The 22,828-nt window shown below is 40.3% G+C and carries 22 protein-coding genes; all 22 read right to left on the reverse strand.

The genetic code is table 11. The annotated features are described in order from the left end of the window. Window positions 1-4: 4 nt before the first annotated feature. The gene (locus BUB11_RS05350) at window positions 5-1,177 is read right to left on the reverse strand and encodes a protein-glutamate methylesterase/protein-glutamine glutaminase (protein WP_073028866.1); all 1,173 of its coding nucleotides are present in this window, start codon (window positions 1,175-1,177) and stop codon (window positions 5-7) included. Next, window positions 1,164-1,610 (reverse strand): chemotaxis protein CheW, encoded by a 447-nt coding sequence (locus tag BUB11_RS05355; RefSeq protein WP_073028408.1) that lies wholly within the window; start codon window positions 1,608-1,610, stop codon window positions 1,164-1,166. The genes BUB11_RS05350 and BUB11_RS05355 overlap by 14 nt, the downstream gene beginning before the upstream one ends. Before the next feature lie 54 nt (window positions 1,611-1,664). Beyond that, window positions 1,665-3,815, reverse strand: a complete 2,151-nt coding sequence (locus BUB11_RS05360; RefSeq protein ID WP_073028409.1) for a chemotaxis protein CheA — start codon at window positions 3,813-3,815, stop codon at window positions 1,665-1,667. Window positions 3,816-4,483: 668 nt separating this feature from the next. Further along, window positions 4,484-4,852, reverse strand: a complete 369-nt coding sequence (locus tag BUB11_RS05365; RefSeq protein ID WP_073028410.1) for a flagellar protein FlaG — start codon at window positions 4,850-4,852, stop codon at window positions 4,484-4,486. A 24-nt stretch (window positions 4,853-4,876) separates the two neighbouring features. Further along, window positions 4,877-5,209 (reverse strand): flagellar protein FliT, encoded by a 333-nt coding sequence (gene fliT, locus BUB11_RS05370; protein ID WP_073028411.1) that lies wholly within the window; start codon window positions 5,207-5,209, stop codon window positions 4,877-4,879. Next, the gene (gene fliS / locus BUB11_RS05375) at window positions 5,209-5,601 is read right to left on the reverse strand and encodes a flagellar export chaperone FliS (RefSeq protein WP_073028412.1); all 393 of its coding nucleotides are present in this window, start codon (window positions 5,599-5,601) and stop codon (window positions 5,209-5,211) included. The genes fliT and fliS overlap by 1 nt, the downstream gene beginning before the upstream one ends. A 38-nt stretch (window positions 5,602-5,639) precedes the next feature. Further along, the gene (gene fliD / locus BUB11_RS05380) at window positions 5,640-7,277 is read right to left on the reverse strand and encodes a flagellar filament capping protein FliD (RefSeq protein ID WP_073028413.1); all 1,638 of its coding nucleotides are present in this window, start codon (window positions 7,275-7,277) and stop codon (window positions 5,640-5,642) included. Between the two features lie 29 nt (window positions 7,278-7,306). After that, on the reverse strand, window positions 7,307-7,708 hold the full coding sequence (locus BUB11_RS05385) for a flagellar protein FlaG (protein ID WP_242947460.1): 402 nt from the start codon (window positions 7,706-7,708) through the stop codon (window positions 7,307-7,309). 247 nt (window positions 7,709-7,955) lie between these two features. Beyond that, window positions 7,956-8,825 (reverse strand): flagellin, encoded by an 870-nt coding sequence (locus BUB11_RS05390; protein ID WP_242947461.1) that lies wholly within the window; start codon window positions 8,823-8,825, stop codon window positions 7,956-7,958. 18 nt (window positions 8,826-8,843) lie between these two features. Next, the gene (locus BUB11_RS05395; RefSeq protein ID WP_073028416.1) at window positions 8,844-9,080 is read right to left on the reverse strand and encodes a hypothetical protein; all 237 of its coding nucleotides are present in this window, start codon (window positions 9,078-9,080) and stop codon (window positions 8,844-8,846) included. A gap of 222 nt (window positions 9,081-9,302) precedes the next feature. Beyond that, window positions 9,303-9,638, reverse strand: coding sequence for a flagellin N-terminal helical domain-containing protein (locus tag BUB11_RS05400; RefSeq protein WP_073028417.1), 336 nt, complete (start codon window positions 9,636-9,638; stop codon window positions 9,303-9,305). Window positions 9,639-9,799: 161 nt separating this feature from the next. Next, window positions 9,800-10,960, reverse strand: coding sequence for a UDP-4-amino-4,6-dideoxy-N-acetyl-beta-L-altrosamine transaminase (gene pseC / locus BUB11_RS05405; RefSeq protein ID WP_073028418.1), 1,161 nt, complete (start codon window positions 10,958-10,960; stop codon window positions 9,800-9,802). Window positions 10,961-10,978: 18 nt separating this feature from the next. Further along, window positions 10,979-12,079 (reverse strand): UDP-2,4-diacetamido-2,4,6-trideoxy-beta-L-altropyranose hydrolase, encoded by a 1,101-nt coding sequence (gene pseG, locus BUB11_RS05410; RefSeq protein ID WP_073028420.1) that lies wholly within the window; start codon window positions 12,077-12,079, stop codon window positions 10,979-10,981. 1 nt (window position 12,080) lies between these two features. Beyond that, window positions 12,081-12,764 carry a PIG-L deacetylase family protein gene (locus BUB11_RS05415; protein ID WP_073028422.1) on the reverse strand — a complete coding sequence of 228 codons (684 nt, stop codon included), beginning with the start codon at window positions 12,762-12,764 and terminating at the stop codon, window positions 12,081-12,083. Further along, entirely contained in the window at window positions 12,757-13,449 is a 693-nt protein-coding gene (locus BUB11_RS05420; protein WP_073028423.1) for a formyl transferase, read from the reverse strand. Before BUB11_RS05420 ends, BUB11_RS05415 begins: the two co-directional genes overlap by 8 nt. Before the next feature lies 1 nt (window position 13,450). After that, a complete protein-coding gene (pseI, locus tag BUB11_RS05425) occupies window positions 13,451-14,500 on the reverse strand; it encodes a pseudaminic acid synthase (RefSeq protein ID WP_073028424.1) in 1,050 nt (349 codons plus the stop codon). Continuing rightward, entirely contained in the window at window positions 14,493-14,960 is a 468-nt protein-coding gene (locus BUB11_RS05430) for a GNAT family N-acetyltransferase (protein ID WP_073028426.1), read from the reverse strand. The genes pseI and BUB11_RS05430 overlap by 8 nt, the downstream gene beginning before the upstream one ends. A gap of 247 nt (window positions 14,961-15,207) precedes the next feature. Continuing rightward, window positions 15,208-16,194 carry a UDP-N-acetylglucosamine 4,6-dehydratase (inverting) gene (gene pseB, locus BUB11_RS05440; protein WP_073028428.1) on the reverse strand — a complete coding sequence of 329 codons (987 nt, stop codon included), beginning with the start codon at window positions 16,192-16,194 and terminating at the stop codon, window positions 15,208-15,210. A gap of 182 nt (window positions 16,195-16,376) precedes the next feature. After that, window positions 16,377-18,185 (reverse strand): motility associated factor glycosyltransferase family protein, encoded by a 1,809-nt coding sequence (locus BUB11_RS05445; RefSeq protein WP_073028429.1) that lies wholly within the window; start codon window positions 18,183-18,185, stop codon window positions 16,377-16,379. A gap of 92 nt (window positions 18,186-18,277) precedes the next feature. Continuing rightward, entirely contained in the window at window positions 18,278-19,516 is a 1,239-nt protein-coding gene (locus BUB11_RS05450; RefSeq protein WP_073028430.1) for a flagellin N-terminal helical domain-containing protein, read from the reverse strand. A 575-nt stretch (window positions 19,517-20,091) separates the two neighbouring features. Next, entirely contained in the window at window positions 20,092-20,925 is an 834-nt protein-coding gene (locus tag BUB11_RS05455; RefSeq protein WP_073028431.1) for an SDR family NAD(P)-dependent oxidoreductase, read from the reverse strand. Between the two features lie 17 nt (window positions 20,926-20,942). Beyond that, window positions 20,943-22,589 (reverse strand): aldo/keto reductase, encoded by a 1,647-nt coding sequence (locus tag BUB11_RS05460; protein WP_073028432.1) that lies wholly within the window; start codon window positions 22,587-22,589, stop codon window positions 20,943-20,945. Window positions 22,590-22,828 lie beyond the last annotated feature (239 nt).

A 22,828-nucleotide genomic window follows, 5' to 3' on the forward strand; every position in this document is an offset into this window, starting at 1 on the left:
AATCTTATCCCCTCCTCATAACACACTCGACAATCGTTTTCCCAATCTCTCCAAGAGGAACAATTCGGTCAGCAAGACCCGCCTCCACCACTGATCTGGGCATCCCATAGACTACACAGCTTTCCTCAGACTCCGCTATTGCAAATCCTTCTAAGGCTTTGAGTTCCTTCATGCCCTTGGTTCCGTCACTTCCCATTCCCGTCATGACCACTCCCAAGGTCCCTTTGCCTACAGACTTCGCTAAGGAAAGAAACATGACATCCACGGAAGGACGATAAAGGGTGGGTATAGGGGATTCCTCTCCTATATGAAGAACTAGCTGTCCGGACTTGCTTTGAACCTGAAGCTGTTTACCAGCCTGAGCTACATATACATTCCCTGCTTTCAGGGTTTCACCGTGTATTCCTTCCCTGACATTCAAGGCGCAAAGTCCATTCAGCCTCTGGGCAAGGGGCCCGGTAAACCCCGGCGGCATGTGTTGAGCGACTAGCACCGGTACGGGAAAATTCCCGGGAAGGGTCGGCAGAACTGCTTGTAAAGCAGATGGACCCCCAGTTGAAGTGCCGATGGCCACAATTTCAACCGGATGCTTTGGCAATATTCCCTTCCCATTACTAACAGCACGTGTGCCTTGTCCGGTGCTTGACATAGCTGGTGAAACAGGAGCGGCAGCCTTTGAGGTTGCCGTGTTAACTGTGCTATTTGTTGTTGATGAGGCAATTGTTCCAAGGTATGTTGAGCTCTTACCCTTGAGACGTGCAGGATTTACTAAAGCCGCCGCTTTTACCTTCTCGATTAGATCATGGGACAGTGCCTGCAGATTATCTCCCGGTTTTCCTGAGGGTTTAGCTACAACATCAATCGCCCCCAAGTCAAGAGCTTTCAACGTGGCTTTGGCCCCCTCGGTTGTCACTGAGCTTAAGATGATCACCGGAGTCGGTTGCCAACGCATAATCTCTTCCAAGGCCTGAAGTCCATCCATAATCGGCATCTCGACATCCATCGTCACAACTTGGGGACGAAGAGCCTGGAGCTTTAAAATCCCGTCACGCCCGTCTCGTGCGGTATCGATTACCCTAATACCTAAGTCCTGACTAAGGATTTTTTGCAGGGTTAGCCGCATAAAGGGAGAATCATCGACGATAAGAACCCCAATAGGTTTTTTAGGCACAGACATCATGGTTTGTTTCTCCACCCATGATGTGATCAAGATCCAATAGAATGAGCAATCGCTCCCCTATTTTCCCAACTCCGCGTATGAACTGAGCATCCATTCCTAAGGTAATTGGCGGCGGCGGTTCAATCGCTTCGCTTTCTAAGCGCAATACTTCGGTTACAGCATCAACTCGAATACCGAAAACCTTGGTTTGTACTTGCAAGACAATAATTCGACTGAGATCGGTCTCTTCCACACGAGTCATACCAAAACGATTCCGCAAACTAATCACAGGAATTACATTTCCCCGCAGGTTGATAACACCCTCGACATACTCCGAAGCTTTAGGCACTCGAGTAATCGGTGGAATTCGAATAATCTCTTGAACACGCATAATATCGACGCCAAATTCTTCAGACCCTAAGCTAAAAGTTACTAATTGTTCTTCTGCCATTGGCTTTACCCTCCCTCAAAATCGTTGTTCGTTGTTCGAAGTTCGTGGTTCGATTTAGCCTTTTCTATTGACCAAGACGTCTTGGAGCAAGGATCCGATATCAAGGATCAAGGTAACCTTGCCATCCCCAAGAATTGTTGCCCCGGCAATCCCCGGGAGATTATTCAGAAAATCCCCAAGGGATTTAATAACAACTTCTTGTTGTCCGCGCAGTTCGTCCACGATAAGCCCTAACGCTTTATCTCCGAAGCCCACAACAACAACAAAAACTTCACCGCTTTCAGACTCGGGAGCAGGCAAATCAAACTTCTCTTGCAGAGAAATTAGCGGCAAGGTGTTGCCACGCAATTGAACCATTGGTAACCCGCCCACGGTTTTAATATCCTCTCGACTGACAAGAAGAGTCTCCAAAACAGAGGAAAGTGGGACCGCATAAATTTCTTGCCCAACCTCAACCAGAAGAGCCTGGATGATCGCTAAAGTCAAAGGTAAGCGAATAGTAAACGTGCTCCCCTTCCCTCTGCGAGTCGTGATATCCACCATTCCCCCCAGATTATTCAGAGCCTTTTTCACGACGTCCATTCCAACACCGCGACCGGAAATATCCGTTACCACATCTGCAGTGCTAAAACCCGGCAGGAAGATAAGATTGGCAACATCCCGTTCAGAAAGTTCTTCACGTTCTCCAACCAGACCTTTCGAAACCGCTATTTGACGGATTTTATCGAGATCTAAGCCCGCCCCGTCATCAGAGATGAGTATAGCAATATGGTTTCCTTCATGAAAAGCATTCAGGGTAATCGTACCAAATTCTGGTTTACCTGCCTCGCGACGCTTCTCCGGAGATTCTATCCCATGATCCACCGAGTTTCTAATCAGATGCATTAAGGGATCTCCGATAACTTCTACAACTGTCTTATCTAGTTCTGTGTCCTCACCTTTTAAGACAAGGTCGATTTCTTTTCCAGTCTTCTTCGCTAAATCTCGAATCAACCTCGGAAAACGGTTAAAGACAGTGCCAATCGCCACCATTCTCAAGCGCATGACACTCTCTTGTAGGTCATTCATTAAACGTCCTAAATAAACATTTGCCTCATTCAAATTGTTGACCATACCATCCGTACTGTACTGAGCCTTCAGATCCAAGCCAATTTGCACCAAGCGAGTTCTGGTGATGACCATTTCCCCGACCAGGTTAATCAGATTATCCATCCGTACTGTATCTACTCGGATCGTATGTACTTGCGTATTGCCCTCCCCCGTTGTAGCTTCAGCAGCCGGAGAAGCTACAGCTTTCACAGACCCTTTAGGTATTACGGCGGTTTCCTGTTTTGAGATTGGCTTTATTTTCTCTTCTGCTATAGTCTTATTGATTTCATTAGGTATTTTATCTAGGTCACCTAGTTCCTCACTGTTAGGATAGGAATGAACAATAACCTCCACTAACTCGGAAATCTCCAACAAATCCCTTTTAATCTCTTCTTTAGATTCATCAGAGAGAATGAGCATAGAAAAGCTCTCTGCTGTCCCCGCTTCCAACTCTTCGACGCTCGGAAGCAGCTTAATTACTGTTCCCATGCCCTCAATCACTTGCGTAGCCATAACTGCACGTACAGCCTTCATCAGCGTGTTAGATTCTAGAGCCACATCCACTTGATAAACAGCACGCCCTATACTATAAGCATTGTTCAGTTTTTCACGTTCATCCAATGTTAATGAGAAGTCCAGTGGGACAAAACTCAATGTTTCTATAACTTCCTCTACAGGGTGGGAAGCTATAGAAACATCAACACTTTCACCGTTTAATAGCAATCTCATTGAGGAAACCAAATCCTCAAATCCTACCGTTATGTCCTGACGTTGTTCTACTTGGGCCAGCATCGCTTTAACCCGATCTGTCACAGCCAATAATATATCAATCATTTCAAGAGAAACTTCTATTTTACCCTGACGCAACCGATCCAATAAGTCTTCAGCTGCATGTGTCAACGAAACAATCGGTGTGAAACCCATTGTTCCTGAAGCCCCTTTCAAGCTATGTGCAGAGCGAAAAAGATCATTGATCAGACCAATGTTTTCTCCTTCTTTTTCTAATTGCAAAAGACCCGCTCCGAGCCGTTCAATCTGCTCTTGCGAATCTAATAGGTAAAAATCCAGGAATTCTCCTAACTCGATCCCTTGTTTATTATCCTCATCTCGGCCCATGTTTTCCCACCCCTATCTTTCGGATATTCCTCTAATTGCAACACTTTCGGATCACTTACAACACTAACATTCATAATCAGACCTATTCAATATTTCATGTGCATTCTGAGGCAAACATTTTCACTCTAGGCCTTTTAATTCGCCATGGTTTTTTTTATTCCTTCAAAAAATTCGGTTTTTGAACTCTCTTCTCTAAATAGTAGCATTAAGTTGCAAAATCGTATATAGTTTGTCGACAAAATCCCAAGGTAAATTTTGTATACATACAGAAAGCACCAATTTACACATATTTACTTGTTTAACAATAGCATCAATAAATAGTCCTACAAATAGTAATTTAGTCATAACTTAATAGGACCTTTGGGAAAATTTTTTGCAGTATAAGGGTTTTTAAGGAAATATTTAGTGGTAAATGCGTTATACTTCTTTCTTATACCGGGTATAAATTATAGAATTTTATCTTAATGAGATAAACATTTGACATATAGAGCAAATTATTTATCCTTTAAAAGATACAAGGGATTCGCTCTTTTTTAGGGTTTAATTTTCATTCATGAATAGAATTCTTCGACGACAAAAACAAGCAAGCAGGATGCATTATCACCTGCATCCTGCTTGCTTGTTTTAAATTATCAACTCATGTTTCCATAAAACATTGGGTCGTTTTTTTACACTAATTCATCAACCAATAATCCTGCCACTTGCGTAAAAGAACCTAAAATACCCAAAGCCCGTTCAGGAGAAATTTCATCCAATATATCTCCGCTTGGTTGATCTATTATCCTAACCATAAATTGATCAGATTCATCATGAATACTAAACTCTAAGCGCTTATTAATAATTCCCATTAATCGATTAAGCTTGTCAGTTGCTTTTTCGACTTCTTCACGCGGAATCTCTTCACGGGCTGAGGGAATTTCCCCCTTGCGATCAATGACCTTACGAGAGGTCTCTAGTGAACGGTCCATCTTTTGTCCGGGAAAAGTATCCATGGGAATCATGGTGGACTGAGTATTTGGTTGAATGGGATTGATCATTATAAATCCCCCTTATACTGGCCATTATCGTTTCAAATTCATCTGGCTGACAGCTGTCGTACTCGCTGCACCATAGGCCTTTGAAACTTGATGTTGTCGCTTGCTGCTACCCATTCGAATCTGCATTGCCTCAATAATAGCTTGGCTGTCTTGCCGTATTTCGCGAAGCAAGTTACGTCCGGCCGGCGAGACTTTGAAGCCATCGTCAGGAGCCCGCTCAATGAGTCTCTGCAAGTGCTCCCGCTGGTTCATCAGGTTATAGAAGAGTTCCATATCCTGTTTGGTCAAAAATTTCAGCATCTCTTTGGTCAAAAAATGGTACTCCTGCCACAAAGCTTGAGCTGTCTTTTCCCCCATCACTTGGCAACCGCTCGAGCCACATGAGTTTGTTTCATGGCTTCAACCCAAGTATCTCTTAACTCCAAAAGAACTTCTTTAGCTTGTTGCAACAAGGTAACATCTTTCTTTATGTTACCTTGAATAAGGCAGTGTTCTGTGTATTCATAAAGTTGCTCCCAAGTTATCGATAGTTCATAGTTCATATCTAATGTACGTATAAATTCACGCACAATATTCTGAGCACGCATATTAGCGTTATGGGATTTTTGTACATCCCCTTGCTCCATAGCTAAAATGCTTTCTGTAAGAAATCTCAATGCTCCATTATAGAGTAATAAGGTTAATTGTTCGGGTGAGGATGTCATAACCTGCTGATTCTTATAGGCATTTGCCATTTGTGGATTCACCATAATAAACCCTCCTATATGATCTTCAGTGTTCTCCACTGCTACGAGGTAGACCCAAATGTTTGTAACCAAGTGCTCTGTGAATTTAACTTCTGTAAAGCGACTTCCATGGCATTATATTTTGTATAATAGGCGGCTTCCATAATATCAAACCTATCCTCCGCGCTAAGGAGTTGCTTTTCTGTTTCCTTAATTCTCTTAGCGTAATAGCTTTCGGTATCATATTGAGCATTAGCCGTTGTTCCTGCGATTTCATCTAATTGATCTTTGGTTTTCTCCAAGGTGTCATATAATCTCCCTACGATCCCCTGGCTTTGAGTATCAATAGTTCCGTCTGACTTCGTTGTCCCAGCAGCGCCAAACAGTTCATTCAGCACATCAGGATTGTTAGCCAGCGCAGCCTTTAACTTATCGGCATTCAGGTGCAGCTTGCCACCTTCGGCATAGTCTCCTGTGGTAATCCCAATTGAGGAACCACTATTATAAGTAATATTTTTGCCAGTAACCTTATCATAGCTCGCGGAAATTCCAGAAACCTGGTTAGAGAAGGCATTCCGCATGCTCCTAATCAGGCTTGTCAAGCTATCATCATTATGGAGCATCCCACTCTTGGCTTTAGCCTCCCAAGCAGTAATATCTGAATCCGTCATATCTGCCTTCTGAGCATCTGTAAGAGGAGTATAATCCTTATATCGAGTTTCATCCACCATACCATTGAGCTCATCTAAAATCTTGTTATAGGAGTCGACCAAGGATTGAATACTGGCCACCGCAGTGTCAACATCGAACGACACACTTACATTGGTTGCAGCTGCTGATCCCCAAACAGGATTGCCGCCAGCGTCCATACTAGCCCCTGTTGAGACGCCTGTCAGACTATACTTCACGCCAGCTATAGTAAATGTATTGCTGGCTTGAGAAAATTGCACCCCGTCGAGTTGAAACACAGCGTCTTTACCAGTTGCACTGGTAAATGTCGTGGTATCAGTACCATCTCCATTAGAGACTGTAGAAGTTGCGCCAATTTTCAACCCATCAATAAAATTTTTACCATCGTTAGTGCTACCGGTCGTGGAGATCTCAATCTTAGCAGAAGACCCCGTTGTACTCGTTGAAAGGAAAAAGCGATCCAGCGTGCTATCGTAATTGGCCTTCACGTTAAGACCAGACTTATTGATGGCACTGACCACATCATTAATACTATCGGTAGGGTTAACGGTTATAGTTTTAGTCGTTTTACCGTCTCCAATGTTAAGGGAAAAAGATCCAGTTATACCCATATGGGTAGCGAGAGATGTCTTACTGACTGTAGTGTCACTATTAATTCTATCACTGCTTGTTAGATTCACACCGCTGGCCAGCTGTGCAACCAACAAGGAATGATTGACATCCGCAGCATCAGCATTGGCTGTGGCAGTGGCAACCGACGTGTTATTGGAATAGACAGTATGGGGACTTAAAGTTGATTCGAGCTTATAATTAAAGATTGAATCTCGAAAACTGTTAATATCATCATAAACCTTATTGTAGGCAGACTTTTGCCAGTCAAGTACCGTTTTCTTCTGCATCAAAGCATCTGTTTTTGCTTGCTGTCCGGCCATTAAATTTTTAACGAGTTCGTCAATGTCCATACCCGAACCAGACAGGCCATAGGTTCCTCCGACCGAGCTAACTGACATATCTAAAACCTCCTACCTAAATGTTACAGCTATATTTTTTTATCCAATAATATCCCGACATAATCCCGGATCGCTGCTATAGTATCCAGAAATTCAGTGGGTGGAAACTCTTTTAATACTTTATTACTTTCTTGGTCAACCACTTGCACCATCAGTTGGTTAGTTCCCTCATGGATTTTAAAGTGGATATTAGTATCCATTGCTTTAACAAATTTGTTCATTGCTTCCGTCTTTTGGGTCAATTCTTGGAAGACTGTCGGCCTTTGGTTGCTCTCGCCGGTTATAGCAGTTACCGACATATCAGCAACGTCCCCCGTCTTGTTAGTTAAATCACTGTCAACCGCCTGCGTAAGGGTAGTTGTCTGAGCCACCTGGTTAGATATACCAAAGTCTATCGGATTCTTTACTGCAACAATATCCAAATCGTACACCTCTGCTTTGAATTATCTAATATAGATATCGGCAGAAGTGCGGCAAACCTTTAGGGTTAAAACACAAACTTGGGCTATTTTGTCAGTCATTCGCTTTATTTAACTTTTATAAGTATCTTTTATATTGCTTATATCAAAGATAGCCTGAGTTAATGGATATGAAGACCAATTAAAATTTTCCCAATTAATCAATTCACATAAAACAAACCCCGATCCTCAAAACCATGATAGCTTGCTTCTAAAGCAATTAAGGAATTAATTGGAGAACGCTCTGAGGTTGCTGGTTAGCTTGAGCCAGCATCGCTTGAGCGGCTTGAGCAAGGATGTTAGTCTTTTGAAAGCTCACCATTTCCTTAGCCATGTCGAGATCTCGAATGCGGGATTCACTTGACGTAAGGTTCTCCTCAGCATTGGTCAAGTTCGCTATAGTATGTTCCAACCTATTTTGAACCGCCCCGAAATAACTTCGGGCCCTAGATACAAGGTCTGTTGCGGCACCAAAAGCGCTGATTGCGGTATCCGCACCGCTTTGTGTAGCAATATTTGCGGTAGTTAGTCCTAGGGCCGATGTCCTAAGATCTTGGCTTCTAAAATTAACGCTTTGTCCAGTATTAGCTCCAACTTGGAAAATGATATCCGAGCCGGATGACCCCGCAGAGTTAGTGAAATTTAGAGTAAAATGAGTATTTACCGTGGCCACACCAGTGCCATTGGTGATGGTCTGGTCCAAAGTCAAATTGCTGCTACTGCCTATTGATCCGCCTGCTGTAATGGCTCCAGAACCAGCAGTGAAGTCAGTGCTAGTTGTCAGGTAGTTGTTTAGTACAGCGCCTCCAGTGTTAAACCAGTTAATAAAACCCGCTGTGTTGGAAAAATCGACAAATCCGCCAGCACCCGCCAATTCAGTACCTACAATGTCTTGAGTAGTATTCTGAAATGCTTGATCTAAAGAATCTCCTGCCTCCAACCGATCAATGAAAGCATTAATCCCTCCATCGGTTACCTTGTGCAGGGCATTAACTGCCTCAAAAGCAGAGCGATAATCCCCATCAAAAGGACCGACAAGACTGACGTTGTGATCTGTAACGCCAAACAAGTTGCCCCCTTGTATGGCCATGGCTAAGCCTTCCATAAATCATTGCTCATCGGCTGTATTAAATCCATCTGTACTAAACGCCATCTCGGAAAATTCAAACGAGTGAACCAGTTCACGCGCCAGCAGAGTATCTAGGATACCTTCTGGTAGTAGATTGCTGGATCCATCAAAGACCTGTGCTGTATTAACTCTCAGGGTTAGAGTAGCTCCACCATCAGCTGTACCCATGGAAGCAGCTGTCGTAGCAACTCTGTCATAGTAATACTCCACATTCATCTGACGGTTTCAGTCAGGATATGCAATCCCCAACTGAGAATTGATGGCCTGCATACCATCATTCAGCCAACCCGGTAGCTTAGACATCAGTTGATCCAACGCCGCCTGTGAAATTCCAGGGAACTGCGACATCCCGTTGCTGCTTTGGTTAAGCAGCTTTAATGTATTAAACTCAGTATTGATGGCAGTCGTATCACAATATTGGTTAATATTTACGCCATTTCATTTTGTAATTGCCTCTGTCCTGATCTGTGAGCGTTCCGTTAACTGCCTCACTGCCAGCTCCCGGCCTCTTTGTAGCATATTATGGATGGAGGGGCAGCTCCTCCTTCCGCTGTTTGAATCAGGGATATCCCATCCTGAGCGTTCCGAGCGGCTTGTCTTAAGCCGCGAATCTAACCACGCATCTTCCGAGATGGCAAGTCCAGCTACATCGTCAGCGGCTTGATTAATCCGAAGGCCTGATGAAAGGCGTTTTAAAGATTTCGCCGCTGTTGCCTCATTTATAGCTAGAACATGAAATGTGTTGAGCGCTGATGTATTATTGTTAATTCGCATGCTTTAGCCTCCTTGCTTGGAGTAGGACTCTTACATATATCTCATTGAATATCTAAACTGCATATTTCTATGTTCTGAATACATGGAATATCATCATGGGAATCTTCAAGAAGCATTTTTATCAGGGAGAAATTTATAAGCCCTGCTCCGATATCTTTATTTTATTTTTCATTCTTCTTAAGTACTTTCTTCACACTTAGAATTACATCTTTAATATCTTCATTTGTCATTTTAGGAAAAATAGGCAAACTTATGCACGCACTATAAAACTGCTCGCTGTTCGGACATATAACATCCCTATAGCCGTTTTTCCGATAAAAAGGATGTTTGTATACGGGTATATAATGAATATTTACTCCAATATTTTCCTGAATTAAATACTCAAAAAAATCTCTCTGACTACATTTAAGGTTTTTGAAGTTTAATCTGATTACATATAAATGCCAACTAGAATTACACCCTTCCTGCTGTAAAGGGGTTATTAAGTTAACTTCCTCCCCGAATACCAGAGTATACATACCGGCTATTTCGCGGCGCCTTTTTATAAACTTGTCCGCTTTATTAAGCTGACTAAGCCCTAAAGCGGCCTGAATATCACTCATCCTATAATTGTAGCCTAGTTCCAACTGTTCATAATACCAAGGACCTTGATATTCTTCTATCAAAAGTTCTCTATCCCTGGTAATGCCGTGACTTCTAAATAAAAGAAGTTTTTTATAAACTTCCTCGTCGCTAGTTGTAATCATGCCACCTTCACCTGTAGTAATATGCTTCACTGGATGAAAACTAAAGGTCGTCATATCCGATATGCCGCCAATCAGCTTGCCTTTATAGTCCGCTCCCACGGCATGTGCCGCATCTTCAATCACTATTAAATTATATTCCTTAGCTATTTTACCGATTTCCTCCATTTCACATGGCTGTCCGGCGAAGTGAACGGGGATAATAGCTTTCGTTTTAGACGTAATACTTTTTCGTATTTCATCGGGATCAATATTATATGTATCGGGATCAATATCAGCGAATACTGGTTGTCCGCCGCAATACAACACACTGTTGGCAGAAGCTGCAAAAGTGATGGGAGTTGTAATTACCTCATCACCCTGTTTTATTCCTGCCGCGAAACACGCAGCATGCAGTGCGGCGGTACCATTAGCTATTGCAACAGCGTATTTTGCCCCAACATATTTTGCAAAGGCTTTTTCGAATTCCAAAATCTTAGGCCCGGTAGTTAAGTAATCCGACTTCAGTACTTCTACCACAGCCTGAATGTCATCCTCATCGAGCCACTGCCTGCCGTATGGTAAAAATGTTTCTCTCACAGTCAGTCACCTTTTTCTTTAATTATCTTCAAGATTCTGGAGAATACTCCAGACAATTCTCTCAACACCTTTACCATCAACCAATCTTTGACCTTTAGCGCTCATTTCTCTGCGTCTTGGAAAATCGTCTATCATCTCTCGCAATTTATCAAGAACTAGGTCCTTGTTCAGTTGATTATACCACCCTAAATTCATTACATACCCTAATTCATCCATTTTACGAACAATACCTTCCTGATTATCCGCAAGTATGACAGACAGAGCAGGGGTGCCACAAGCGGCAAGTTCATATAAAGTGCTCCCACCTGCCGATATAGCTAAATCAGATCGCAACATGATCGCGGATATTTCAGATTGAATAATACTAGGAAGTTTATAAGACAAATCAGAATTTGCATAAAGAAAAACATTACCATAGTTCTTGCTTAAATTATCTAGATATCCACAGTCAATAAAGCTGCTCCCGACCAATACATTAAATCGTATATGCCTATATTCATCTTTTTTTAGCAAAATAACTAGAAGCTTATCGGTAAGCCTATAGGGATCAGCTCCACCTGTAGTTATCATAATTTCTTCGGGCTTTTCTTTGACATCCCGAGGCACTATATTAGCGAATTCGTCGCGAATCATATTATATTTCGGTCCTAATAACAATACTTGTCTTTGATCGTATTTTTGGTATCCCAAAAATTCGCCCGTAATATTACCATTAATTATTATATCTACAGGATAAGTAAATTTGTTGACATCATCAATATAAACCAGACTACCTACATACTCTTTAAGAGCTAAAAAATACTCATTGCTGACATTATAAGTATCAAGGACTAACACATCTATCTGATATGTCAGTAACAACGAAGTTATTTCAAGAGCCTCACTAACTAGCTGTGTAGAATTACCATAAAAAAAGCCTTCTATCTCTTGTTCCACAGAAGACAAACGGACAACATCAAAATTCTCTTGTCCGGCTTTTTCGATGCCTTCTTTTAGTTTGCTTAAAAAATAGACTTTATGTCCGTTTTGCCTAAAGGCATGGGCCAAAGACAAACAACGCACAATATGCCCTAAGCCTACATTTTTCCCTCCATCGACTCTAAATGCGATATTTAGCATTTTAGTCTACCTTTCTTATCAATTCAAAGGCCTCGGCATAATTTCTACCTACAACAGTACCCCATTTTGCTGCAATAACTTCCAGTGCCTTTAATGATCTTGGATGAGGGTATTCACCTAGTTCAGTTTGATAACATTCCATAGCATCTAGCTTTGCCTGCAATGTGTCTTCAATATTAACAAACACATTAGGTTTAAAAGTGTTATCACCATATTGAAAATTCCACTCTGTAGACGAAAGGGTTTCAAAACAATAAATTTCTTTTACACAATATTCTCTTACTGGCCTACAAGCAGTAATAACTGCCTCAAACGTCTTGCGGTGGTCGATATTTAAGTCACCATAGTGATGAGTATAAATTATGTCAGGCTTGATCAGTTGCACATATTTGTCAACTTCTTTGATGATATCTAATAAACCTACTGAATCAAATCTGTTATCGGGGAAGTCTGAGAAATAGACTCTCTCAAAGCCTATAATTTTTGCTGCCTGTAAAGTTTGGTTTTGCAAAGAATCTATAAGACCTTTGGGAGTATCCTCTCTATGGGGTGTCCTGGATGTCATACCCTCTCCCAAAATAGAACAATATGCCTTATAGCCGCTATTAATATACTTTTTAACAGTGCCAGCCAAACCCAGAATTTCATCATCTGGATGGGCGGCAATTACCAATATCTTATTCATCTTTACTCCCATCGATAAATTTAGTATCCACAATTATTTTGCCATTTTTCATACTTGCTCTTGAAAATTCAAGCTTATATTTACCAAATTTAATAAAAGCATTAGGATAACCCTCAGCATCCAGCATTCTAATATAATCGTATATTTCTTTTAACTCCATACTAGGATGTATCTCACCATCTTCTGGTTTTCTCCGTATAAACCTTTCAATCCTCCCACTTTGGGGCTTAGCTAAAGGCTGTTCACAAATAATATAGGGTATCATACGATCAAAAATAATTTCTGATGCCCTAATATAAATCTCTTCCGCATTCCCATATAAATCCAGATTTTCCTTCAAATATACATTCCCAGTATCAATACCTTCATCTACTTTAATAGCTGAAATCTTCGTGCTTTTTATTCCACGAATTATTAAGTTCTGTAACGGGCTACCCCCTCTACCAAAGGGTAAATCAGTCATATGAAAAACTATACAGTTAAAATTATCATATATTTCTTTAGGTATTACCCCTGACCAATGGGGAAAAAAGACATATTGAGGTTGCATCTTTTTTAAAACCTTATAAGTTAATTCATCTTCTTGATTAATAATCTCGACTCGATGCATTCCTCTATAATTCTTTTTAATTTTTTTTGCATTTTGAATATTCCAGGGCTTAATCGTCGCTATCAAAATATTCATATTACATAATCATGCTCCACTCTAGAGGTGTACCACACTCGATATCTTCTGACGCTACTTTATTTATTACATCTTCATAAAATCGGGGTGATAATCCATAAGCCGGACGTATTACACGAACGTTTTTCTCAGTAAAAGTCTCACCCTTTTTTATATCTTTCACTGCAAAAATAGAACGTCGAAAAACTCGGTTAGTTTTTTCCCTTTCTGATAAGTCATAACTAACTCTTCCCATAGCTCGTTCGGCAGTTCTTATATCCTCAACCATTTGCTTGAATTCATCAGGTTCCATCGAAAATGACGCATCAGGATTTTCAATTTTTCGACTTAAACAAAAGTGCTTCTCAATGACATTAGCACCCATAGCAACGGCCGTAACGGCCCCTATTGACCCCATAGAATGATCCGATAAACCTACAGAAATGCCAAATATGTCCTTTAAATTCTGAATAGTTCTAAGATTCATGTCTCCTGGTACCGCCGGATAAGCGCTGGAGCACTTTAGAATACACAGCTTTTCGTTACCTTGCGAACGAACAGTTGCTACCGCTTCCTCAATTTCTTCCAAAGTGCTCATGCCAGTAGACATGATTATTGGTTTACCTTTCAATGAAATATATTTTATCAGTGGTATATCAGTCAGCTCGAAAGATGCGATTTTATAAGCATTTACTTCTAAACTTTCTAAAAAGTCAACAGCTGTTTTGTCGAACGGTGTAGACAAAAAGTCAAGTTTTAATTTTTCCGTTTCTTCCTTGAGTCTCCCCTGCCATTCCCAAGGCGTATAAGCTTTTTGATATAAATGGTAAAGGTTCTCCCCTTTCCATGTACCTTGCTTAATCTGAAAATACTTCTTATCTGAATTAATAGTCATAGTATCAGGAGTATATGTCTGCAACTTAATACAATCAGCACCACTTTCTTTTGCTGCATGTATGATCTCTATTGCTCTTTGCATATCACCTGCATGATTAGCTGACATTTCTGCAATAAGATAGCATGGATACCCATCTCCAACTTGTCGTCTTCCTATTGTTAAGAGTTTATTCATTCAAATATCCTCCCAATTTCTTGTAAAAGAGAATACATTCATTTTTATTTTCCGTAATATATCCAGACCTGTTAAACGTTCTTTGGGATGAAATATTACTAAATTTTACTTTACCCACTATTTGTTTGACTTGTTTTAAAGAATAACGAACCTCGTTCTCCAATGCTTCTAATAATAATACCCCATATCCTTTTCCCCTATAGTGGCTATCAACACTATAGTCGATTACTGCTTTGTCATCTTCCAAATCAATTCGTATTTGCCCAATCGGATTATCATCATCATATCCTATAAAAATTCTACAATTTGGAGATTCTACGCTATGAAAAAACCATTCAGTATGCTCGCCGTATGCTATAGTATTAGAATTAAATGCACTTTTCCTTACCAATTTTTCATTTACCCACTCAAAAAGCAGATCAACATCTTCAACTGTTGCTTCTTTGAGATAAATAGTCATATCACGTTTCCCTATCTAATACTTATTTTCTTTTGTTCAATTAGGGCATCTATTTTAGTCAATTCAGGATGTCGTATAAAGAGTCTTGCAAGTAAAAATCTACAACTCCACTCGGTTTTTATCAAATTGCTGGACCTAATCATAAGCACTTTAAGCCTTCCATTCAGAATGAAAACACAAGGTAAGCTATCGATTTTCTTGAGTTTAGACCTCGATGATGTTTTGGTTGAGTAATAGTGCTTTTCACTTACCATATTATCTTCCGAAGTTCTTCTATGGCAAGGAAATGCGAATTGTTGCCTGAGCTATATTCAAAACCTCTTGGCACAGGTCTTCCCTCTTCGCCTAACATATTCTTTGCATAGTTGACAGGGGCGAAAAAGCTAATGCTCGGTTTAATCACATAATGGTCATTAAACTCAAGTGTTAAATGGCTATCATCAGCCGGACACATGGTTTCATGTAATTTCTCACCAGGTCGGATGCCAATAATAATAGGTTCGGATTCAGGAGCAATAGCCTTTGCTAAATCCACAATCCGGCTAGAAGGGATCTTAGGCACAAAAACTTCGCCGCCTTGCATACGCTGAAATGCCTTTAGGACAAAATCCACTCCGTGTGGCAAAGTAATCCAAAAACGAGTCATGTCTGCGTCTGTAACAGGCAACTGTTTTACACCTTCATCAATAAGCTTTTTAAAGAAAGGCACAACTGATCCCCTAGATCCAACAACATTTCCGTAACGCACCACAGAAAAGCGGGTCCGTTGTCCACCTGCAATGTTGTTAGCTGCAGTAAAAAGTTTATCAGAAACCAACTTAGTTGCCCCATATAGGTTTATAGGATTGGCTGCTTTGTCTGTGGAAAGAGCTATTACTTTCTCAACATTATTATCCAAAGCAGCTTTAATGACATTCTCAGCTCCGCTAATATTTGTCTTAATGCACTCCATAGGGTTATACTCTGCTGCAGGAACCTGTTTTAGTGCCGCAGCATGAATAACAATATCAACACCCCGCATTGCCATGTTAAGCCGTTCTCCATCGCGTACATCACCTATAAAATATCGCATCATGTTTTGATTGTACTGCTGAGACATTTCAAACTGTTTCAGTTCGTCTCGGGAATAAACAATAATTTTGTTGGGAAGATACTTATTCAATAAAATTCGGATGCACTCCTTGCCGAACGAACCTGTTCCACCCGTTATTAAGATTGATTTGTGATTGAACATTTTTACTTCAACTCCACTTATTCAAATCCAAACTAGTATGCTATTCCTGCTAAATAAGTATTCGGAACCAATTGATTGCTAGATTTGCCTCTTCTAGATTCGACTTAATTAAACGAGTAACATAGGACATATCCTATGTTACTTATTTTCGAGATATTTAATATCTTAAAAAGTGGTAGAATTTAAGCAGTGCTTTCCCAAGGAAAGTTCTCTCGTATGACTTGAATAATTAGCCATATTGTATTTTCAAGCATCTCGCAAAGCTCAATCTGAACTCGTAAATTTTCCTTTAAGTCCTCTAAAGAATCTGTATTTTCTATCGCATGAAACTTCTGCATAAGAATAGCTAATGGTCCTTGCATATTATGATATAGTAGTTGATCCGTAAATATAGTGTTATAATACAAATCAGTTTTTTTCATTGAGTCATATATTTTTTGAACTTTTTTCTCTGGCATAGAATGTTTCCATACTCGATTGTACCTTTTTAAAACATCTAAATGTTTAGCGACCTTTACCTGAAGCTCTTCTATATTGTTAATATAATCTTTGATTTTACTTTCCACTTCATCCCATTCTATGGAATGAAGCGGAACATTCTGCATCCTTTCAAAAACATTACATTCATTAATGCAGTACTTTTTAACAGCAACGTCTAAATCTAGTTGAGTTGTTTCTTCGATTCTAGCACCGCCCTCTGTTGCATTAATTATTAAAGTTCTATTCATTTTAAACATGCTTTCAAAGATTGCTTTGAATTCCAACCAAATATTTGAAGTCTTTACATTTCCTTCATAATAGCCTTGGACAAATAATTTTTCATCCTTTTCTATTATCGGTTTCTTCTCATAAATTGTACCTGTAGCATGGGTTCCTTTTTCTCCATATGCAAGATCCTGCCCAACCATAATAATAGGCGAAGCCCCAACATGAAAAGCAAAACCTGCTGCAAGATGAGCGCATGAGGCACCCATTCCCATAAAGTGATCTGAGGATAATCCTAATTTTTCGCTTAACCAAAAATATTCACGAACACTAGAGCGCATTGGAAGAACTGCCCTGTGTTTGAACATCTCAACAATTCTGGGATCCGTAACCAAGGATGATATTAGATACAAATTTGAAGGATATTCCTGCTTTTCATAGAAATATTCCCATACAATTTCTCCACGCTCTACTGTGCAAATAAAGTCAGGGCTGATCCCATTTTCTAACAGTTTTTTAGCGATAGTATCTACCGCAATAATAATTCCTTTACCTTGAGCCTCTTTAAGATGTCTCATGTTTTTGTCCAGAGATGGACCTGCTGACACGACAAAAGCAGGAACTTCGCTAAATGCACCTTTAAGTTTTGCCACATCCGCATTTTCAGACATCCATTTAATATTCTTTAGATTATTAACAAGTCCAATAAGAGAATCATGAATAGAGTTGCCAATATTAAAATATTTATGTTTAATAGCCACTGTTATTTTAATTAAATAGTCCTTTACAGAAGCGCTATCATACTTTCGATAATAAGAGTTAAAATAAAATGTAATGTTTCTCAACAGATAGAATAACTGACTAGAAAAAAGAAATTTAAAAAGTTCTGATAGCCCTTCCGGCCTCTCAGTTACAAGAATATAATTTGTGTTATTAAGCATCTTGAAATTCTCGTGAGAAAGTGCATGTTGTAAAAAGTATGGGTTTGGTTCGATAATCACAAAAAGTGATTCTTTATGGGCTAGACTAGCAACTTTTCTTATTTCTTTTAAAGATCCTATTCCAAAGAAGAATATAAGCTGTTTCAAATAAGGGTTTGGTAATCTAGTTTCATCTATCATAGGCTCAAGGATAAAGGGTTTATCGTCATTACCACAAAAAATTTTCACTCCGTCCGCATCCGTTCCTACATAATCGAAAGGGACTTCTCCTGGCACCATATCAGCAATGAAGTCCTGAATTCCTCGTTGGCTAATGACCATAATATTTTCTTCAAAAAGATCCACTATATTCCTTCAACTCCTTGATGTTTGTGGTATAGAGATTTGCAAAACGCTCTCTTTAGGAGAGCATTTTGCAAAATTAAGTAATATCCCTTTTATTGAAGGAGTTGTAGAACCCCTTGAGGTTGTTGGTTAGCTTGTGCAAGCATTGCTGTAGCCGCTTGGGAAAGAATATTATTCTTTTGGTAATTCATCATTTCTTTAGCCATGTCTACATCACGGATACGGGATTCAGCAGCCGTCAAGTTTTCACTGGAAGTTCCAAGATTGTTAATGGTATGTTCCAAACGGTTTTGAACGGCACCCATTTTAGATCTCTCTCCAGATACGAGCTCGATAGCATTGTTAATGCTAGTAACAGCAGCAGTTGCATCCTGAGAAGTTGACATATCTAATGCATCACCATTAGTATCACGCACGCCGATAGCTGTGGCCTTCATATCATTAACACCAACAAGAATGTTTTGTCCGCTATTTGCACCTATTTGCATAGAAAGGGATGTAGTAGCATCAGTAACTTCCTTCTCGTATTTACGCAGGCTTATTGTGACACTCTCTCCAACTTTTAACTCTCCTAGTTTAGATACATCCAAGTCAGCAGTTCCCACTTGTAAGGCAGAAAGTGCAGTACCAGTCAAGGAGGCGGCTGCGACGCCGAGATCATTAGGATCACCATAACTAAAGTCATCTGAACTCAACACAGAATCAACTCTTGTACGGGTAATAATGATCGTACCAGTAGCAGTAATAGCACTAGTAGCCATAGTACCAGCAACGGCGGAAACAGCGGAAACTGTTGTACCAACAGCGGAAACGGCAGAAACAGCGCCAGTAGAAGGCAAACCTACAGTGACCTTAGTTTGAGTATTTAGTTGAACTGTAACTGAACCTTTAATCTCATCACGAAGTCCTTGTTTGCTTCCATCAAGAAGCTTTTGAGTATTAAACTCAGTGGTATTAGCGATACGATCGATTTCATCAGTTAGCGCATTAACCTCTTTTTGGATTTCATCACGATCAGTAGTAGTATTAGTGTCATTGGAAGCTTGAACTGCCAACTCACGCATACGTTGGAGAATGCTGTGAGTTTCATTGAGCGCACCCTCAGCAGTTTGAATGAGTGAAATGGAGTCTTGGGCATTACGATTAGCTTGATCCAAACCACGAATTTGGCCACGCATTTTTTCAGAGATTGCTAAACCTGCTGCATCGTCACCAGCACGGTTGATGCGAAGACCTGAAGACAATTTCTCTAAGGACTTAGAGGTTGCAGTGTTGTTGGCGCTCAATTGACGATAAGTATTGAGGGAAGCCATGTTGTGATTAATAATCATTATATATTCCTCCTTGATATTGATGCCAGGCATCCATGCCCGTGCATTTTACTATAGCTGGTAGTAGGACACCTTGCCCTCCGGCCGGTTGAGCTTAAGAAATTCCTACACACAAGCTTACTTTATCTATCGTAGGTTTTCGAGATATATTTTAGGACTAATAATGACTGTTTATGACAGCTTTAGGCCTCTGTAGTCGTTTGTTCTTCGAATTCCTCTGGTTTACATCTACCTGTTATAGAAATCACTTTACTGAAAAGAGCCCCATGGTGATAAAGACCTAAAATATTCTCAAAAGGGTCTGGTGCTAAGGTACTTGTTTATGTTTTTTTCACATCCCCTCTTTTGCTTCTATAAACAACAAAACAAAGCGTCCTCACTCCACTTTGATGTGAAAGGGGACACTTTTTGTTTGTTATAACCATTTGGAATTTTGGGAACTGAGTTTTCACACATCCTCTTTTAATGCTTTCTATAATATATTCTACTTCGTAATAATTATTTAGGATGAACGGCTTGTTTGTGTTATGCAATGGGTTAAAAAACCATCACTCGATTGTTTTTTCATAAATAATCTACCAAGCCGTCCATCCACCGTCTACCAACAAATTCGAACCCGTAACATATGAGGATGCGTCCGATGCCAAAAATAGCAACGGCCCCTTCAATTCATCAGCATACCCTATTCTGTTCATCGGGTTCTTCCTACACAGTTCTTTATAAAACTCGGGTATCTTTTCCGCTATATCAGGCGATGGAAACGGTCCAGGACTTAATGAGTTGACACGTATCCCTTTTGATGCTAAATGACAGGCCGCATAACGAGTTAATTGAATTAATCCCGCCTTAGCGGCTCCGTAGTATGGCGGATTATTGGCACCACTTTCACCATAAATAACTGGGTCAGGGCTGACAACACCATACATTGAAGCAATATTAATTACTGAAGCACCTCCGATATTTTCAGAAGCCGCTTTCTCCAACAAAGGTTTAGCCAGCTGCAAAATTCGAAAGGATGCCGTTACAGTAATACCATAAGCTCGACTAAAATCTTCATAAGTAGCTGTATCTAACGTCCCCGCGTTACCTGAATATGCATTATTTACAATAATGTCTAGTCTATCGTATTCCTTACCAAGTCTAAAGAACAGCTCCTCGATATCTGCTTCCTGCTCAATATCATTGATCGCCATGGAAACACTTAAGCCTTTGGATCGTAACTCTTCATAGAATAACTTAATCTTTTCTTCAGTATGACCATTTAAAATCACATGTGCTCCGGCCTCACATAAAGCCATTGCCATGCTCCGACCCAGGTGCCCTGAGGCACCTGTAATGAGAGCTATGCGTCCATCAAGTCTAAATAAGTCAATTCCGAGCGGAAATTTTGGTGTGCTGGTTTTCACCATTACATACTCCTCCCTTGCTACCATTTTGAAGGATCAAGAAGCTCGACAGGAGCTCTCGTTAGTTCCTTCTCTACCTTCGAACATTCATCCACTGTTAAAGGCGGATTCTGAAACAATATAATGTTTTCTTTAAGTTGAGCCAACGTTTCTGCTCCAACAACAAGACTATCAATCCAAGTTTGAGCCCTTACATACGCAAAACATAAATCTTTTCTATTGTAACGATTTAGATCATCGACAAGAATATCCATTTTTCGATCTAGCTCTCGAGCCAATTCTTTGGGGGTATTAGGCAATATAGCATCAACTGACTTATTGGCTAAGAGACCTTGAAGAAGCGTGCTTCTAGCATGTACAACAACATCATGTCTACGCAAGATCGCCTTATCAACTTCTTTTTCCTTCCAACGCCAATCTAAGACATTAAAAGGTAATTGAATATGACCTACTTCCGCATCAGCAAGGGCCTGAAGAGCTTCTTCCGGTGTCTGCACCGACACTCCTAACTTGTTAATTACTCCATCTCGCTTTAGGTCTACCAACCTCTTCCAGATTTCACCACCATGAATATACCGTTCCTCCCAACGATGCAAGAGAATGGTATCTATAGATCTAAAGCGTAACTCTCTACAAGAACGAAACACACTTGCATCGACGACCTTATGTATGCACTGGGCAGAATTAAATTGATGCGACTCTTGAAGTGGGTCGAGCTTAGTTATTACATTTACTCGTTCAGCATAACCACTTATTAAAGCCTTTCCAAGTCTGCTTTCTGCCTCGCCATAGGCTCTAGCACAATCGAGATGCGTAAGGCCTTGGTCAATGGCATATCTTATTATATCAACTGCCTCCTCTACAGAAGGCAAACCCGTGTTGTTTGCTATCCCATAATCAAGACCTAATTGAGCAGTCCCTAAAGTTAGTTCACCATGCAAACGATTATTTTTTAACCTGTATGGAATTTTGAAATCATCTTTCCCTTGGACACTTGCCAATAGATGGCAAAGGTCAATCCATTCTTCTGCAACTGGATTCTTAACCGAAGCAAATACTTTGTATACTATCATGTAATCTTGGAAACTATCCATGGTACAGCGTTTCTGGGCTAAACCCACAATAGTATCAGAGTATTTATACATATTCACTCCATAAGTTCGCTTAATCCATGGGGTAACATGCTCTCGTTCAAAAGAAGTTGTTTCTGCGTTATTCGCTTGGCGCAATGCCTCCACATAAAAAACCTCGGCACTAAGACCGTATGGCAAACCATCAATTGGTGATTGAGTTCCTATATAGCTTAATTTCTTGTCGAGAAACTGTTTGATCATTCCTTCAATGAATCCACCGTCGGGAAAAAGATTATCCGCTGTTAAACGAACGACTATGTCATCAGTCTTTAAATCCTGTGTAGCCTGGCAAAATCTTTCCAACACATTGTTCAAAGAACCTCGAATATAATTAATCCCAGCCTCACTTAATACCCCAACTGTTAAATCATCTGAAGACTCTGTTGAGGTTGCCACTATTACATCCAGCCCAGTGTTAGCTGCGCGTAACGCGCAAAGCACCACTGATGGCATCCCGGCCACAGGAAGAAGTCCTTTGGCTGGAAGACGCGTTGATGAAAGCCTGCTTTGAATAACCACACGAACTTTCTTCACAATTCAACTCATACCTTTCTGCTTATCTTATTTTGTTGAACCATTTACTATAGAGTTTTTCAAAAAAGATAATTGTTTCAAAAATCCTCTGGATCCTCACTTTTTCTTCTACTGGGATAATCCTGTTTCTTTGCTATCGCACTAACCAATAAAATTGCGATACTGTGGACCTTGCCTAATATATGCAAATGTCTAAAATGTCCTTTTATGGGCCTCAATATAATAAACTCGCATTCTTG

The sequence above is a fragment of the Desulfosporosinus lacus DSM 15449 genome (assembly GCF_900129935.1).
GTDB lineage: Bacteria > Bacillota > Desulfitobacteriia > Desulfitobacteriales > Desulfitobacteriaceae > Desulfosporosinus > Desulfosporosinus lacus.

Coding starts and splice junctions, on each gene's coding strand:
- pseB (WP_073028428.1), bottom strand. CDS start 16,194: ATGTTCAATCACAAATCAATCTTAATAACGGGTGGAACAGGTTCGTTC.
- fliT (WP_073028411.1), bottom strand. CDS start 5,209: ATGGGGGAAAAGACAGCTCAAGCTTTGTGGCAGGAGTACCATTTTTTG.
- fliD (WP_073028413.1), bottom strand. CDS start 7,277: ATGTCAGTTAGCTCGGTCGGAGGAACCTATGGCCTGTCTGGTTCGGGT.
- BUB11_RS05430 (WP_073028426.1), bottom strand. CDS start 14,960: ATGACTATTTATCTCAAAGAAGCAACAGTTGAAGATGTTGATCTGCTT.
- BUB11_RS05415 (WP_073028422.1), bottom strand. CDS start 12,764: ATGAATAAGATATTGGTAATTGCCGCCCATCCAGATGATGAAATTCTG.
- pseG (WP_073028420.1), bottom strand. CDS start 12,079: ATGCTAAATATCGCATTTAGAGTCGATGGAGGGAAAAATGTAGGCTTA.
- BUB11_RS05350 (WP_073028866.1), bottom strand. CDS start 1,177: ATGTCTGTGCCTAAAAAACCTATTGGGGTTCTTATCGTCGATGATTCT.
- BUB11_RS05400 (WP_073028417.1), bottom strand. CDS start 9,638: ATGCGAATTAACAATAATACATCAGCGCTCAACACATTTCATGTTCTA.
- BUB11_RS05355 (WP_073028408.1), bottom strand. CDS start 1,610: ATGGCAGAAGAACAATTAGTAACTTTTAGCTTAGGGTCTGAAGAATTT.
- BUB11_RS05365 (WP_073028410.1), bottom strand. CDS start 4,852: ATGATCAATCCCATTCAACCAAATACTCAGTCCACCATGATTCCCATG.
- pseI (WP_073028424.1), bottom strand. CDS start 14,500: ATGAATAAACTCTTAACAATAGGAAGACGACAAGTTGGAGATGGGTAT.
- BUB11_RS05455 (WP_073028431.1), bottom strand. CDS start 20,925: ATGGTGAAAACCAGCACACCAAAATTTCCGCTCGGAATTGACTTATTT.
- BUB11_RS05450 (WP_073028430.1), bottom strand. CDS start 19,516: ATGATTATTAATCACAACATGGCTTCCCTCAATACTTATCGTCAATTG.
- BUB11_RS05360 (WP_073028409.1), bottom strand. CDS start 3,815: ATGGGCCGAGATGAGGATAATAAACAAGGGATCGAGTTAGGAGAATTC.
- fliS (WP_073028412.1), bottom strand. CDS start 5,601: ATGGTGAATCCACAAATGGCAAATGCCTATAAGAATCAGCAGGTTATG.
- BUB11_RS05390 (WP_242947461.1), bottom strand. CDS start 8,825: ATGGCCATACAAGGGGGCAACTTGTTTGGCGTTACAGATCACAACGTC.
- BUB11_RS05395 (WP_073028416.1), bottom strand. CDS start 9,080: ATGAATGTGGAGTATTACTATGACAGAGTTGCTACGACAGCTGCTTCC.
- BUB11_RS05420 (WP_073028423.1), bottom strand. CDS start 13,449: ATGAATATTTTGATAGCGACGATTAAGCCCTGGAATATTCAAAATGCA.